The 13,779-nt window shown below is 71.7% G+C and carries 14 protein-coding genes; 5 read left to right on the top strand and 9 right to left on the bottom strand.

Translation table 11 applies throughout. The features are described from left to right. Positions 1 to 6 precede the first annotated feature (6 nt). Both CPZ01_RS11145 and CPZ01_RS11140 read left to right on the top strand, forming a co-directional pair. Entirely contained in the window at positions 7 to 291 is a 285-nt protein-coding gene (locus CPZ01_RS11145) for a ubiquitin-like small modifier protein 1 (protein ID WP_096395102.1), read from the top strand. Positions 292 to 330: 39 nt separating this feature from the next. Continuing rightward, positions 331 to 1,386, top strand: a complete 1,056-nt coding sequence (locus CPZ01_RS11140) for a deoxyhypusine synthase (protein ID WP_096395054.1) — start codon at positions 331 to 333, stop codon at positions 1,384 to 1,386. Between the two features lie 551 nt (positions 1,387 to 1,937). Here the strand turns inward: CPZ01_RS11140 and CPZ01_RS11135 are convergent. The 5 genes from CPZ01_RS11135 to CPZ01_RS11115 form a co-directional block, all read right to left on the bottom strand. Then, the gene (locus tag CPZ01_RS11135; RefSeq protein ID WP_096395053.1) at positions 1,938 to 2,972 is read right to left on the bottom strand and encodes an LLM class flavin-dependent oxidoreductase; all 1,035 of its coding nucleotides are present in this window, start codon (positions 2,970 to 2,972) and stop codon (positions 1,938 to 1,940) included. Positions 2,973 to 3,439: 467 nt separating this feature from the next. After that, positions 3,440 to 3,616, bottom strand: a complete 177-nt coding sequence (locus CPZ01_RS11130; protein WP_096395052.1) for a 50S ribosomal protein L37e — start codon at positions 3,614 to 3,616, stop codon at positions 3,440 to 3,442. Next, complete coding sequence (locus tag CPZ01_RS11125) at positions 3,613 to 3,855, bottom strand: LSM domain-containing protein (protein WP_017344111.1); 243 nt, start codon at positions 3,853 to 3,855, stop codon at positions 3,613 to 3,615. The genes CPZ01_RS11130 and CPZ01_RS11125 overlap by 4 nt, the downstream gene beginning before the upstream one ends. 80 nt (positions 3,856 to 3,935) lie before the next feature. After that, on the bottom strand, positions 3,936 to 5,249 hold the full coding sequence (locus tag CPZ01_RS11120) for a hypothetical protein (RefSeq protein ID WP_096395051.1): 1,314 nt from the start codon (positions 5,247 to 5,249) through the stop codon (positions 3,936 to 3,938). Then, entirely contained in the window at positions 5,246 to 5,899 is a 654-nt protein-coding gene (locus tag CPZ01_RS11115) for a hypothetical protein (RefSeq protein ID WP_096395050.1), read from the bottom strand. Before CPZ01_RS11115 ends, CPZ01_RS11120 begins: the two co-directional genes overlap by 4 nt. 279 nt (positions 5,900 to 6,178) lie before the next feature. Between CPZ01_RS11115 and CPZ01_RS11110 the strand changes: the two genes are divergently transcribed. From CPZ01_RS11110 to CPZ01_RS11100, 3 genes are read left to right on the top strand one after another with little or no spacing between them, the layout of a single operon-like run. After that, entirely contained in the window at positions 6,179 to 7,531 is a 1,353-nt protein-coding gene (locus CPZ01_RS11110; protein ID WP_096395049.1) for a ribonuclease J, read from the top strand. Next, positions 7,528 to 8,574 carry a geranylfarnesyl diphosphate synthase gene (gene idsA3 / locus CPZ01_RS11105; protein WP_096395048.1) on the top strand — a complete coding sequence of 349 codons (1,047 nt, stop codon included), beginning with the start codon at positions 7,528 to 7,530 and terminating at the stop codon, positions 8,572 to 8,574. The genes CPZ01_RS11110 and idsA3 overlap by 4 nt, the downstream gene beginning before the upstream one ends. A gap of 45 nt (positions 8,575 to 8,619) precedes the next feature. Then, positions 8,620 to 9,534 (top strand): DMT family transporter, encoded by a 915-nt coding sequence (locus tag CPZ01_RS11100; RefSeq protein WP_096395046.1) that lies wholly within the window; start codon positions 8,620 to 8,622, stop codon positions 9,532 to 9,534. 94 nt (positions 9,535 to 9,628) lie between these two features. Here CPZ01_RS11100 and CPZ01_RS11095 read toward each other — a convergent pair whose 3' ends face one another. The 4 genes from CPZ01_RS11095 to CPZ01_RS11080 all read right to left on the bottom strand — a co-directional run bounded on the left by CPZ01_RS11095 (position 9,629) and on the right by CPZ01_RS11080 (position 13,713). Beyond that, on the bottom strand, positions 9,629 to 10,666 hold the full coding sequence (locus CPZ01_RS11095; RefSeq protein WP_096395045.1) for a hypothetical protein: 1,038 nt from the start codon (positions 10,664 to 10,666) through the stop codon (positions 9,629 to 9,631). Further along, positions 10,663 to 11,847 carry a S49 family peptidase gene (locus CPZ01_RS11090; protein ID WP_096395044.1) on the bottom strand — a complete coding sequence of 395 codons (1,185 nt, stop codon included), beginning with the start codon at positions 11,845 to 11,847 and terminating at the stop codon, positions 10,663 to 10,665. The genes CPZ01_RS11095 and CPZ01_RS11090 overlap by 4 nt, the downstream gene beginning before the upstream one ends. 172 nt (positions 11,848 to 12,019) lie before the next feature. Next, complete coding sequence (locus tag CPZ01_RS11085; protein WP_096395042.1) at positions 12,020 to 13,162, bottom strand: hypothetical protein; 1,143 nt, start codon at positions 13,160 to 13,162, stop codon at positions 12,020 to 12,022. A gap of 83 nt (positions 13,163 to 13,245) precedes the next feature. Next, positions 13,246 to 13,713: a peroxiredoxin gene (locus tag CPZ01_RS11080; protein WP_096395040.1), complete on the bottom strand. Its 468-nt coding sequence runs from the start codon at positions 13,711 to 13,713 to the stop codon at positions 13,246 to 13,248. Positions 13,714 to 13,779 lie beyond the last annotated feature (66 nt).

The following is a 13,779-nucleotide window of genomic DNA, read 5'->3' as shown; positions in this document are numbered from 1 at the left end:
TCCGCCATGGAGTGGAAGCTGTTCGCCGACCTCGCGGAGATCGCGGGCGACCGCGACGTGACCGTCGACGCGGAGCCGGGCGACACGGTCGGCGACGCGCTCGACGCGCTGCTGGACGCGCACCCGGACCTGCGTGACAGGGTGATGGAGGACGGGACCGTCGCGGACCACATCAACGTCCTGCGGAACGGGCGGAGCGTCCGCCACGACGAGGGGCTCGACGCCACGCTGGAGGCGGGCGACGAGCTCGCGCTGTTCCCGCCCGTGAGCGGCGGGAGCGCCGGCCGATAGATCGGTCGTTTCAAACGCGCGCCGATCCCATCCGGAGCCATGACCGACAGCGACGAGGAGGCGGGAGGGGGCGGCGACGGCGACGAACACGGCGGCCACGAGCCGCATCGCGAGGAGTTCGGCGAGGACCCGGTGGGTCACACGCGAGCGACCGCCGGGATGACGGTGAGCGAGCTCGTCGACGGCTACGGGGACGCGGGGATCGGCGCCGCCGCCGTCAACGAGGCCGGCGACGTGCTCGCGGAGATGTTCGAGAACGACGACTGTACCGTCTTCCTCTCGCTCGCGGGCGCGATGGTGCCCGCCGGGATGCGCCGGATCGTCGCCGACCTCATCCGCGACGGGTACGTGGACGCCCTGGTGACCACGGGCGCGAACCTCACCCACGACTCCATCGAGGCGATCGGCGGGAAACACCACCACGGGCGCACCCACGACCCGGAGAAGACGCCCCGCGAGCACGACGAGGGGCTCCGCGACGAGGGGGTCGACCGCATCTACAACGTCTACCTCCCGCAGGAGCACTTCGCCGACTTCGAGGGCCATCTCCGCGAGGAGGTGTTCCCGGCGCTGGAGGGGGAAGACGCCGTCTCCATCGCGGACCTCACGCGCGAGCTCGGCCGCGCGAACGCCGCGGTCAACGAGCGCGACGACGTCTCGGAGGGGCCGGGCGTCGCGGCCGCCGCCTACGAGTGCGACGTGCCGATCTACTGTCCGGCGGTCCAAGACTCGGTGCTGGGACTTCAGGCGTGGATGTACGCCCAGACCGCCGACTTCACGCTCGACGCCCTCGCGGACATGACCGAACTCACCGACCTCGCGTTCGAGGCCGACGACGCGGGCTGCCTGCTCGTCGGCGGCGGGGTGCCGAAGAACTTCACGCTCCAGACGATGCTCGTCACGCCGCGCGCGTACGACTACGCCGTCCAGATCACGATGGACCCGGAGGCGACCGGCGGGCTCTCCGGCGCGAGCCTCGAAGAGGCGCGCTCGTGGGGGAAACTGGAGAAGGACGCGCGCAACGCCTCCGTCCACGGCGACGCGACGGTGATGCTCCCGATGCTTATCGCTGCCGCCCGCGAGCGCGTGGAGTAGGAACGCGACCGCAATTCCGACCGAGTCATTGTTTATAAACCGATCCGCGGTGGCGCGTGCCTGCGAGCGGCCGGAGCGAAGCGGAGGCCGCGAGTCGCACGCGCGAGGGAGTCAGTCGCCGGAGCGAAGCGGAGGCGACTGACGAGGCTGGGGAGGTGTGAGGTGCGGTTGCGGTGCTGTGCGGGGCGGGACTCAAAGGGGCAGTCGCGAGGGCGGCGTAGGCGACGTAAGTACCGCAGGGAGGGAGCGATAGCGACCGACCGAGGAACGCAGCGAGCGTACGTCGCCCTCGCGGCTGGGGGTTTGACAGTGTCCGCCACCGATCCGTCAGCAGCCATTTATAAGTAAGCGGCTGGGGCTTTGGCGGTGTCCGTCACCGATCTGCCAGCAGCGATTTATAAGTAAACGACTGGGGCATTGCCGGTGTTCGCCGTCGATCCGTCAGCAGCGATTTATAAGTAATCGGCCGAGGTTCTGGTGGTGTCCGTCACTGCCGATCGGTTTTCCCAACCAACTGAGCAATCGAGAATGTCCACCGAGTTAAGACCGAACTATTCCCGCCCGTCCAGATCCATCGCCTCGGCGAGCAACGCGTGCGAGTCGAGCGCGTCGTCGTGGTCCGGCACGGTGTGCTGGATCATCATCTCGTCGACGCCGACGCGGTCGGCCAACTGCTCCAACAGCCCCGAAATCGTCTCCGGACTCCCGGAGATCGCGCGCGGCCACTCGTCGTCGTCCAGCGTCGCGGGCGTCGGCTCGGGCGCCCCGCCGAGCTCGTCGACCGCCTCTTCGACCGTGGGCGTCTCGTCGCCCAGCTCGCCGCGCCGCATCCGGCGGAACGTCGCCTCGGCGGGGGCGCGTCGCCGGGCCGCGGCCTCGTCCGTCTCTGCCGCGACCGCGTTGACCGCCACCATCCCCCGCGGCTCGTCCAGCCCCCCGACTCCACCCTCGGGGTCGAACGCCTCGCGGTACGCCGCGAACGCGCGCTCGGCGAACCCGGGGCGGATGAAGCCCGCGAAGCAGTAGCGCAGCCCCAGCTCGCCCGCGATCTCGCCGCTGGACGGGCTCGACCCCAGCACCCAGGGCGTCGCGGGCCCGGCGTCCGATCCCGGCACCGAGAGGTCGGCGTACTCGTGCCCGTCGGGATACGCGTCCCGGAGGTGGTTCACGACCGCGGTGATCCGCTCGCGGTGGTCCTCGTTCGGGTTCTCGACGCGGCGGTCGGTGCCGAGCGCGCGGTCCGAGGCGGGCGAGCCGTTCGCGCGCCCCATGCCGAGGTCGACGCGGCCGGGCGCCAGTCCGTCGAGGACGCCGAACGACTCGGCCACCTTGAACGGGCTGTAGTGGTTCATGAGGACGGCCCCGCTCCCGATCCGGATCGACTCCGTCGCGCCCGCGAGCCGGCCGAGCAGCACCTCGGGCGTGGTGCCCGCGAGGCGGTCGCCCATCCCGTGATGCTCCGCCACCCAGAACCGCTCGAAACCAAGCCGCTCGGCGTGTTTCGCCGCGTCGACCGTGTTCTCGAACGCGTCCGCCGCGGTGCCGCCGCGGGGGACCGGCGAGAGGTCGACGACTGAGAGGTCCATGTCCCGACTCGGCCATCGCCGCGGGAAACGGTTTGGGTGCCGGCGGGGGCGTGGCGAACCGCAACCCCGGACCATGCGGTGGCGCGTGCCGACGAGCGCCCGACAGGGCGCGAGTCGCACGCGCGAGGGAGTCGGTCGCCGAGCGGAGCGACGGCGACCGACGAGGCTGGGGAGGCGCGAGGTGCGGTGCGGTTGCGGTGCGGTTGCGGTCGGGCGGGACTCAAAGGGGCAGCCGCGAGGACGAAGCCCGGCGCAGTAAGCACCGCAGCGAACGGAGTGAGCGAGGAGCGCAGCAAGCCGCGCGACTCCTCGCGGCTGGGGCTTTGGCGGCCTTCGCCGCTCTTCCGTCAGCAGGCGTTTATAAGCAAGCGGCTGGGACTTGGAGGAGATCGCCGCTCCCCAATGCTCTATTTATAAACCCGCCGTTCACCGAGCAGAAGCGAGAAGAAACCGAAGAGACCGCGTCGTCAGTTGTCGCCGGTCTTCGACTGCCAGGCGTAGTCGCGCCGGGAGGCGGAGTCGCCGAAGCCGCACGAGGAGCAGCGCTCCTTCTTGACGTGGTAGGACTTCTCGCCGCAGCGTCGACACTTCACGTGAACCGTCTTGTTCTTTTTCCCCTGAGAGGGCGTACCTGCGCCGGTCATGCTTTGATGGTGACGACGTTATCGCCGCGTATAATCGTTGTGTCTTCGATCGCGACCGCGAACTCGCCGTCGAGGTCGTCGTCGACGCGGTCGTCCACGTCGGCCTCCGGCTCGATGACGACGTTCATGTGTTGGTCGTAACCGCCGAGGACGCCGTAGTACGTCGTGCCGTCCTTCAGGTGTACCGTCACGGGCTCCTCGAGCGACGCTTCGAGCACGTCGAGGGGTCGTCCACTCATTGTCCGTATCGCCGCCCGTCGCGGTAATAAAAATACCGGGACGAAGCCCCGAAACCGGTCGGTTTGACACGAACGTTCCGTCAGTCGTCCCCGACCGCCCCTCGGGCCAGCCGCTCCCGCACGAACTCGGCCGCCGGTGGGACCGCGTTCGCGTACAGGGCGGCGTATGCCAGCTCGGCCTGGCTCCGGCGGACCGAGCCGTACCCCTCCGCGATCCGGTCGGCGACGTACCCGACCGCCTCCACCGCCGGACGGACGAGCCGGGTCGCCAGCGGACCGCCGCCCTCGACAGCCTCGGCGACCGCGGTTCCGGCTCGGTCCGCCGCCGACCGGACGGACGACTCCGAGGGGACCTCTCGGTGTTCTCCGTCGCGGATCGCCGCTACGGCCCTCCGGTACGCCTCGATCTCGGCCAGTGCGACTCCGGACTCGACCGCGGCGGTGGCGTACTCGTCGGCTTCGACCGCCCGCTCGACGTCCTCGACGGCCGACTCGGTCCGGAGGTCGCTCACCGCCACCAGCTCCTGTGCCACCGTGCCGCTCAGGTCCTCGTCGGCGAACGGCTCCTCGCCGCCGGTCCGCTCCCGGACGGTCGCGCGCGTCCGGATCACCGACCCCCGCAGCCCGTCGGCGGCCGCGACCAGCGACGCCCACTGTGGCGTCGCCCCGTCGCGCCCGTCGAGGTACGCCTCGCGGAGCCCGGCAGCGTCGGAGATCGCCGCTCTCGCATGCTCGACGCGCGCGACCGCCTCGCCGGCGCGGAAGGGCTCGGCGACCGGGTCGTCCGGGTACGTCACGCGGGGGGCGACGTGCCCCGCACACTCCGCGAGCAGCGACTCGATCGGCTCGTACGCCAGCACCGCCGCCGCCGGCGACTCGGCCCGGTACTCCAGTCCCGACGCGAGCGCCCCGCGGTCGTCGCGGACCGCGCGGCGCCGGGCGATCAGATCAGATCCCTCGTCGGCCCCGGTGGCGGCTCGGTACGCGCCCCGAACCTCCGCGGCGTCCTCCCGGCGGCGCCGCCACGCGGAGAGCACATCGACCGGCCAGCCGTCGGGCACCTCGGCGTCCGCGCGCCGACGCGCCTGCTCGCGGTCGTCGCCGATCGCCGCGGCGACGCCGGCGTTGGGGAGGTCCGGATCGGTCGGCACGTCGTCGAGCAGCTCGCGCGTCCGCGACTCGTGGGCGGCCGCGAGCGACCCCGGAACCGCTACCGGGTACGGCGATGCCGGCCATTCGACCGGTCCGACGGCGTCCGCCGGGAGCGACGCGGGCGCCTCGCGACGCTCCTCGCCGGCGCCGAACGGGAGCGCCGAACAGCCGGCGACCGCCGCCGCGCCAGCCGTCGCGATCCCGGCGAGGAAGCGGCGGCGCGAACTCGATTTCCGGCTCACGCCTCATCACCGCCGCTCCCGGACACGGCCGACGCGTTGAACACCGCGGGCGGCTCCCGTCGGAGGCAGGAGCCGCTCATGCCGCTGCCGCTCCCGGTCGAGCGGTCGGCGGCGACCGGGAGCCGGATCGCGAACCCGACGGTGTGGGTCTCGTCGGCGTCGCACTCGACGTCCGCGGGACGGTACGCCTGACAGAAGTCGGCGTGCGGGTGGAGGTCGTCGTCCGCGAGCTCGTCCGGCTCGACCGAGACGGACCGGAACCGGACCTCTCGACACGCTCGCACGGGCATCGTGAGGAGGTACGCCGACGCCGACTCGAAGTCGGTCGCGGCGAGGAACGACCGAAGGCGCTCGCCGGCGTCCGTCTCGGCGAAGGCGAGCTCGGTGAGGTCCTCGTCGGCGACCAACACCCGTCGCGTGCTGCGGCGCTGAAACGCGCGCTCGTCGGCCGAGAGCGACGGCAGTTCGTCGCCCGAGGCGACGAGCGCGCCGCCGCTCTCGTCGCGGACCTTCTCGAGGTCGTAGCCGTCGATCCGTCGGTTGGTGGTCGGGTAGCTGTTCGACGCGGTCTCGCTGCCGGCGCAGCCGGCCAGGGCGGCGATCCCTGACGCGGCCGCGAGGAGGGTTCGGCGGCGGGGAACGTCTGGCATCGCCGGCCGTTCGGCGGAGAACGTGATACGCTTTGCGGGACTCGCCCGGTGATTCCGTCGTCACCGCATTCGGACGCGCACCGCCGCCGCGCGACCGAACCCGGGAGTTTTTAACGTGCGCGGGAGTACGCCGAGGTACCACACTCCCGCGGGACACGGTGAGTCGCGGCGACTCGGCCGTAGCGGGGCCTTCAACGACGCGCGGTAGGACGTAGCGCTGACGGCTCCTTGCGGGGTTTCAGTGATCGGCGCCGACAACGGCTCCGACACCAACACACCATGGAAATCGAAATTGCGACACTCGGCGGTTACGAAGAGGTCGGTCGACAGATGACGGCGGTCCGTGCGGGCGAGGACATCGTCATCTTCGACATGGGCCTGAACCTCAGTAAGGTCCTCATCCACGACAACGTGGAGACCGAGAGCATGCACAGCCTCGACCTGATCGACATGGGCGCCATCCCGGACGACCGGGTCATGAGCGAACTGGAGGGCGACGTCCAGGCGATCGTCCCCACCCACGGCCACCTCGACCACATCGCGGGGATCCCGAAGCTCGCCCACCGCTACGACGCGCCGATCGTCTCCGCGCCGTACACGATCGAGCTGGTCCGCCAGCAGATCGAAGACGAGGGCAAGTTCCAGGTCGACAACGACCTCGTGAAGATGAAGCCGGGCGCCACGATGGCGATCGGCGACTCCGAGCAGGTCGAGATGGAGTTCGTCAACGTCACTCACTCCATCATCGACGCGATCAACCCGGTCCTCCACACGCCCGAGGGCGCAGTCGTCTACGGGCTCGACAAGCGGCTGGACCACGACCCCGTCATCGGCGACCCGATCGACATGGATCGGTTCCGCGAGATCGGCCGCCAGGACGAGGGCGTCCTCGCGTACATCGAGGACTGTACGAACGCCGGCCGGAAGGGCCGAACCCCCTCCGAGTCGTACGCGAAGAAGCACGTCGAGGACACGCTCAAATCGATGGAGGACTACACGGGCGGCATCGTCGCCACCACGTTCTCCTCCCACATCGCCCGCGTGAAGACGCTCGTCGAGTACGCCCGCGAGATCGGCCGCCAGCCGGTCCTGCTCGGGCGCTCGATGGAGAAGTACTCCGGCACGGCCGAGCGGCTCGACTTCGTCGACTTCCAGGGCGACGTCGGCATGTACGGCCACCGCAAGTCCGTCGACCGCGCGTTCAAGCGGATCATGAAGGAGGGGAAGGGGAACTTCCTCCCCATCGTCACGGGCCATCAGGGCGAGCCGCGCGCGATGTTGACCCGCATGGGACGCGGCGAGACGCCGTACGAGATCGACGACGGCGACAAGGTCGTCTTCAGCGCGAGCGTCATCCCGGAGCCGACCAACGAGGGGCAGCGCTACCAGAGCGAACAGCTGCTCCGGATGCAGGGCGCGCGCCTCTACGACGACATCCACGTCTCCGGGCACCTCCGCGAGGAGGGCCACTACGAGATGCTTCAGGCGCTCCAGCCGCAGCACGTCATCCCCGGTCACCAGACGCTTGAGGGCCGCTCGCCGTACGTGAACCTCGCGACGTCGCAGGGGTACAAGCTCGGACGTGACATCCACGTCACGCAGAACGGGAGCGTCATCCAGCTCGCCGAATGACGAGCGAGACGAAGGAGGCGCGGGTGTTGGAAGCCATCCGCGAGCGGCGTGACCTCGTCAACGCCGCTATCGACGAGGAGCTGCCGGTCCAGGAGCCCGAGCGGCTGTACGAGGCGACCCGGTACATCCTCGAGGCCGGCGGGAAGCGGCTCCGCCCCACGGTGACGACGCTGGCCGCGGAGGCGGTCACCGGCACCGAGCCGATGGGCGCCGACTTCCGCGCGTTCCCCTCGCTCGACGGCGACGAGGTCGACGTGATGCGGGCCGCGGTCGCCATCGAAGTGATCCAGTCGTTCACGCTGATCCACGACGACATCATGGACGAGGACGACCTGCGCCGCGGCGTCCCCGCGGTCCACGAGGCGTACGACGTCTCGACGGCGATCCTCGCGGGCGACACGCTCTACTCGAAGGCGTTCGAGTTCATGACCGAGACGGGCGCGGACCCGCAACACGGGCTCGAAGCGATGCGAATGCTCGCGTCGACCTGTACCGAGATCTGCGAGGGGCAGGCGCTCGACGTCGCCTTCGAGAGCCGCGACGACATCCTCCCCGACGAGTACCTAGAGATGGTCGAGCTGAAGACCGCGGTGCTGTACGGCGCGTCGGCCGCGACGCCCGCGCTGCTGCTCGGCGCCGACGAGGACGTCGTCGACGCCTTATACCGGTACGGGATCGACTCCGGGCGCGCGTTCCAGATCCAAGACGACGTGCTCGATCTCACCGTCCCCTCGGAGGAGCTCGGCAAGCAGCGCGGCTCCGACCTCGTCGAGGGGAAGGAGACGCTGATCACCCTCCACGCCCGCCAGCAGGGGGTCGACGTCGACGGCCTCGTCGACGCCGACACGCCCGCCGAGGTGACCGAGGCGGCCATCGACGACGCGGTCGCGGCCTTAGAAGAGGTCGGCTCCATCGAATACGCCCGCGACACCGCCGCGGACCTCACCGAGCGCTCGAAGGAACACCTCGAACTCCTCCCCGAGAGCGGCTCCCGGAGCCTGCTCGAGGACCTCGCGGACTACCTCATCGTCCGCGGCTACTGAGAGCGAACGAACACCGCTTTACCCCCGGCGCGCGTTCGGTCGACCGTGTCACGGTACCGAGACGTCCTCTTGTTTTTCACCCTCGCCCTGCTGTGGGGCGGCTCCTTCGTCGCCATCGAGGTCGGCCTCGACTACTACCCGCCGGTGTTGTACGCCGCCTACCGGTTCGACGTGGCCGCGCTGGCGCTGATCTCGTACGTGCTGCTCACGCAGAACGAGCCCCTGCCGCGGACCCGCGGCGACCTCGCCGCGATCGGGTTCAGCGGCGGGCTCTCGGTGGCCGCGAACAACTCCCTGCTGTTCGTCGGCCAGCAGTACACGACGAGCGGCATCGCCTCGATCACCTACAGCCTCGTCCCTATCGCGACCGCTGCGGTCGCGGCCGTCTGGATCGGCGGGGCTGACCTCGACTCGCGCGGCGCGGTCGGGGTCGTCCTCGCGTTCCTCGGCGTGGGGCTCGTCGCGCAGCCGGACCCCGCGAGCCTCGGCGGGGGGGTCGCGGTCGGCGTCGGGCTGATCGCGATCGGCGTGGTCGCCGTCGCGGTCGGCAGCGTCGGCCTCCGGACCGTCGAGACCTCGTTCTCCAGCGTCGCGCTCACCGGGTGGGCGATGGGGTTCGGCGCGCTCGCCATCCACGCGCTCAGCCTCGGCGTCGGCGAGAGTCAGCGGCTCCCCGCCGCGGCGCCGCGCGCGCTCGTCGCGCTGGCGTTCCTCGGGCTGCTCTCGTCGGCCGTCGCGTACACCATCTACTTCACGCTGCTCGACCGGCTCGGCCCCTTCGAGATCAACCTGGTCTCCTACGTCGTGCCGATCGTCGCCACCGTCGCGGGCGCCCTGCTGCTCGCCGAGCCAGTGACGCCGTTCACCGTCGCGGGCTTCGCGGTCATCGTCCTCGGGTTCGGCCTGCTGAAGCGCCGCGAGATCGCCGACGCGGCCGCCGGGATCCGGTTCCCGGGGTGAAAGAGAAGCGTCGCGGCCGCAGCGCGTCGACTTAGCCGTGTCGAGCCGCACGGGCCGCACCGGATCGCATCGCGCTCCGCGGGGCCGCGGAGCGCTACGCGGTCGCGTTCCCGGACGGCTCGGGCGGTTCCGGCGGCGGCGTCGCGCCACCCGGCGGGACCGCGCCGCCGGGGCCGGTCGGGCCGAACGACACGTTGGGCTCCTCGCCGGTCACGAGGAAGTCCGCGACGTTGCCGATCAGGACGCCGTTGTCGGCGCGGCCGGCGTTCTCCGGTTCGAGGAAGCTGGAGTCGCCCACCACCGCGAGCGAGTCGCTGCGGACCGCGACGCCGTAGGAGCCGGCCTCCCGGGTCGTCGAGAGCCGCGACGTCTCCGCGGTGGCCAGCGTCGCCGGTCCGTCGGCGACGCCGACGGGCGCGGCGCCGCGGAGGACGACGCGTTCGACGCCCTCGGTCAGCGCCCCCGGTCCGGTCGGCTCGACGAGCACGCTGAGGTAGTTCGCGTCGTTGTTCTCCATGTCGTACACGTAGCCGGCCTCACCGTAGACGCCGAACGGCGAGCCGAACTCGGTGAGCGCGCCGGCGCCGCCGGGGTCGCTCGTCACGAGCGTCCGGCCGCCGGCGTCGACGAACGACTCGACCGCGTCGGCGTCGGTCGCCGACAGCGCGCCGGGGTTCGTGGTGACGAACGCGTCCGCGTCCGAGAGCATCGACGGCAGCGGCTCGGGGCTCGCGATGCCCGCGTAGAACCGGACCTCGTGCCCGTTCTCGACGAGCGCCGCGGTGAGCGGCGCGACGCCGCGTCGGACGCCGCCGAGCGACCCGATGTCAGCCGTCGCGGGCGCGTCGCCGTCTTCGATCGGCAGGATGGAAGTCCCGCCGCCGAGTCCGGCACTGCCGCCGCCGAGGTGGATAACGACCGTGTTCGACGGCTCGCTGCTCTCCATCTCCACCTCGCCGCCCTCGCTCACCGTCTCCGGCTCGACCGCGTCCAGCTGCCAGTGGTCGTCCGCGACCGGCTCCGTCTCGGGCGGCGCGTCGTCGAGGACGACGCCCCCGACGGCCGCGACGCCGACGATCGCGAGGAAGACCAGGGCGAACGCGCCGACCGTCGTTCGCAGGTCGACGCTCATTCGCCCGCACCTCCGTTCGCCGCGACCGCGGCGTCGATCGCCGCGGCGGAGTCGTCGCCGATCGCGGCCGACTCGTCGCCGTTCGTCGCGTCCGCGTCCCCGGCCGTCGCCGCGTCGGCCTCGCTGCCGTCCGCGGGCAGCCGCGCGGTGTAGCTCGTCATGACGACGTCGTCGCCGACGGTCTCGTCCCACGCCGCCGGAGCGACCGCGAGGATGAGCCCGTCGCCGAGTTGGTCGTCCGACGCGTCGGCGACGACGACCGTGCCGTCGTCGCGCTCTAACAGCGAGAGGCCGCCGGGGATGCGGCTCTCGGTGCGGCGGGTGTCGACCGCGTAGTCGTCGAGTCCCGCCTCCGCGGCGGCGTCCGCGACCGCGCCGCCGACGAAGCCGAATCGGTCGGCGAAGCCGTTCTCGACCGCCTCGGTGCCGAGGTAGGCGTCGGCGTGCGCGATCGCCTCGCGGTCGAGCTCGATCTCGTCGCCGCGCTGCTCGAGCACGTTCGCGATGAAGAGGTTCGCGAGCGTCTGTCGGCGCTCGCGCTGGGTGTCCGGGTCGGTACCGGCCTTGTCCGGGCCGGTCGTCCCGGCGTTCGGCCCGCTCGGGGTCGGCGCGGTGCCGGCGACGCCGACGCTGCCGACCGCCTGCGCGGAGGGCGCGACGTAGATCCGGTCGGCGGGCGCGATCGCGAGGTAGGCGCCGGACGCGCCCAGCGTGTCGACGGCGGCGTACACGGGCATCACGGACGCGGTGCGGTCGACGGCCGCGTACATCCGCTCGCTCTGCGCGGGCAGGCCGCCCCCGCTGTCGACCTCCAGCACGACCGCCTCGATCGAGTCGTTCGTGCGGGCGTCCCGGAGGTTGTCCTCGACGTGTTGGGCCGTCCCGGAGTCGATCGCCCCGTCGATCTCGATCACGGCGACCGTCCCGTCGGGCCCCGTCACGGCGCCGTACACCCCGGGCGCGACGAGCAGCCCCGCGGCGACCGCGAGGACCGCCGCGACCCCGACCGCGTGTCGGGTCTCGATCCGGTCGAGTGGCGACCCGGACGCGTCGGCCGCGGTCGGTCGGTCGGTCGTCGTCCGCGGTGGATCGGCCGCCGTGGACGATCGATCCGGGCTCGCCGGCTCCGCGTCGTCCGTCGGTTCGTCGGGAGTCCTCGAAGGCGAGTCCTCGGAACTCATCGACTCGTCCTCGTTCGATACCGCTGTCGTGGCGTGTGGTCTCTCGTCGTCATCGTGGATTCGCTCGTACGTCTGTTACTGGTCGATACGGCTGTAGCGCTCTCAAGGTCGGCGGGCTCGTGCCCGGCGGCGTCGCTCTCGTGTTCGACGCTCTCGCGCCCGGCGGCGTCGCTCACGCGTCGGCCACCTCGATCGGGTCGCCGACGGTCCCGCCGAACAGCGAGGCGTGGGCGGCGAAGAGGTCGCTCTCGGCCGCGGCGTCGACGATCACGGTCCGCCCGTGTCGGGTGACGGTCGCGTCCGAAAGCGAGGCCTCGCCCTCGCGGGCGGCCCGCGCTATCGCCTCGGCGGTCTCCCTGTCGAGGCGTCGCGGGTCCGCGACCGCGCCGTACCGCAGCGCGACGGTCGGCTCACCGGTGTCTGCGCCACCGGTGGCGGATCCCCCGTCGGTAACGCGGAGCGACGCCCCGACGGCGCCCGAGGCGTCGACCGCGGTGCGGAGCTCGTCGGGCGCGTCGGCGAGCACGCTCCGGAGGTGATCGCGGGCGTCCGGCCCGAGGTCGACGCACACCGTCGCGTCGCCCCCGAGCAGCGAGGGGAGGGGGCCGTAGCTCGCGGTCGCGCCCGCCCGCCGCGGCGCTCCCCCGCCGGCGCTCTCGCCGATTCCGGCGTCGCGGTGCGCCGCGGCGACGGCGCCGGACGGGCCGTACGCGGCCACGAGTTCACCGGGGGCCACGCCGACCGCCGACCCGAGGCTCGGCGCCCGGAACCGGGCGAATCCCGAGCCGTCGTCCGCCTCGCGAGCCACCTCGGGGTCGGCGTCGAGTTCGGCGGTCAGCCCGGCCGCGTCGACGTCGCCGACGGCGACCGCACACCCCTGCGGCCCGTCCGCGGTGAGCGCGGCGCCGCCGGTCGCCTGCCGCACGGCGGCGAGCGACGCGCTCTCGTACCGGTCGAGCAGTCGCCGGAGTCGACGCCCGACCCCGCTCGGCAGGCCGGTCGCCGTCAGAACTGCGGGGTCGACCCGGCCGGTCACGACGGTGTCGACGGCGTTCGACGCGGCCGCGGCCGGGTCGTACGTCCCGGCGGCGACCGCCGATCGAGGTCCGTCGGCTCCGGCGGCGTCGCGGCCGCTCGTCGCGTCGCCGTCCGTCGACTCGGCGCCGCTCGCTCCGGCGCGGGTCGCGGCGGGTTCGACCGCGAGGGTTCCGTCGGGCGGCGGTTCCGAGGTCAGTGCGTCGATCGGTCCGCCGACTCCCAGCCCGGTCGCCGCGAGCGCCGCTAGGCGCTTCGCGAACGTTCGCTTGGAGGGCATCGTTTCACGTGACTCCTGACAAGTAATAATACTACCGGGTGGCAGCCGTCGGCGGATCGGCTTCGGCGACGGCCGAGCCCCGTTCAGTCGTCGAGCGCGCGGACGTCGTCGAGAATCTCGACGGCGTGGTCCTCGGGGGAGACGCCCTCGTAGGCCAAGACGACGGTCCCCTCGTCGTCGAGGACGTACGTGTTCCGGAACACGCCGTCGAAGGCCTTCCCGAACATCGACTTCTCGCCGTAGGAGTCGTACGCGGTCGCGACCTCGCCGTCGGGGTCCGAGAGGAGGGTGAAGGGGAGGTCGTACTCGGCGGCGAACGGTCGGAGGTCCTCGACGGGGTCGTCGCTGATCCCGACGACGGCGACGTCGGCCGCCTCGAACGCGTCCCACTCGTCGCGGAAGCCACACGCCTCGGCGGTACAGCCGGGCGTGTCGGCGCGGGGGTAGAAGTACACGACCGTGTGGCCGGCCGCGGCCGGGTCGACGGTGACCGTCTCGCCGCGGTGGTCGGTGAGCGTGATCTCGGGTGCGGAGTCGCCCGGTTGGAGCATACGGACGCACTCTTCTCAAACCGGTTAGGGGATTCGGTCCCTTTTTACGGGGCTCTCGCATCCTAC

The sequence above is a fragment of the Halorubrum trapanicum genome, from assembly GCF_002355655.1.
In the GTDB taxonomy this organism is placed as follows: Archaea; Halobacteriota; Halobacteria; order Halobacteriales; family Haloferacaceae; genus Halorubrum; species Halorubrum trapanicum_A.
Note: the sequence above shows the minus strand (reverse complement) of the source record. Positions and strands in the feature narration are given on the sequence as shown.

Excerpts from the sequence above, each read along its gene's own strand:
- CPZ01_RS11145 (WP_096395102.1), top strand. The coding sequence starts at position 7 with ATGGAGTGGAAGCTGTTCGCCGACCTCGCGGAGATCGCGGGCGACCGC.
- CPZ01_RS11140 (WP_096395054.1), top strand. The coding sequence starts at position 331 with ATGACCGACAGCGACGAGGAGGCGGGAGGGGGCGGCGACGGCGACGAA.
- CPZ01_RS11135 (WP_096395053.1), bottom strand. The coding sequence starts at position 2,972 with ATGGACCTCTCAGTCGTCGACCTCTCGCCGGTCCCCCGCGGCGGCACC.
- CPZ01_RS11130 (WP_096395052.1), bottom strand. The coding sequence starts at position 3,616 with ATGACCGGCGCAGGTACGCCCTCTCAGGGGAAAAAGAACAAGACGGTT.
- CPZ01_RS11125 (WP_017344111.1), bottom strand. The coding sequence starts at position 3,855 with ATGAGTGGACGACCCCTCGACGTGCTCGAAGCGTCGCTCGAGGAGCCC.
- CPZ01_RS11115 (WP_096395050.1), bottom strand. The coding sequence starts at position 5,899 with ATGCCAGACGTTCCCCGCCGCCGAACCCTCCTCGCGGCCGCGTCAGGG.
- CPZ01_RS11110 (WP_096395049.1), top strand. The coding sequence starts at position 6,179 with ATGGAAATCGAAATTGCGACACTCGGCGGTTACGAAGAGGTCGGTCGA.
- idsA3 (WP_096395048.1), top strand. The coding sequence starts at position 7,528 with ATGACGAGCGAGACGAAGGAGGCGCGGGTGTTGGAAGCCATCCGCGAG.
- CPZ01_RS11095 (WP_096395045.1), bottom strand. The coding sequence starts at position 10,666 with ATGAGCGTCGACCTGCGAACGACGGTCGGCGCGTTCGCCCTGGTCTTC.
- CPZ01_RS11090 (WP_096395044.1), bottom strand. The coding sequence starts at position 11,847 with ATGAGTTCCGAGGACTCGCCTTCGAGGACTCCCGACGAACCGACGGAC.
- CPZ01_RS11085 (WP_096395042.1), bottom strand. The coding sequence starts at position 13,162 with ATGCCCTCCAAGCGAACGTTCGCGAAGCGCCTAGCGGCGCTCGCGGCG.
- CPZ01_RS11080 (WP_096395040.1), bottom strand. The coding sequence starts at position 13,713 with ATGCTCCAACCGGGCGACTCCGCACCCGAGATCACGCTCACCGACCAC.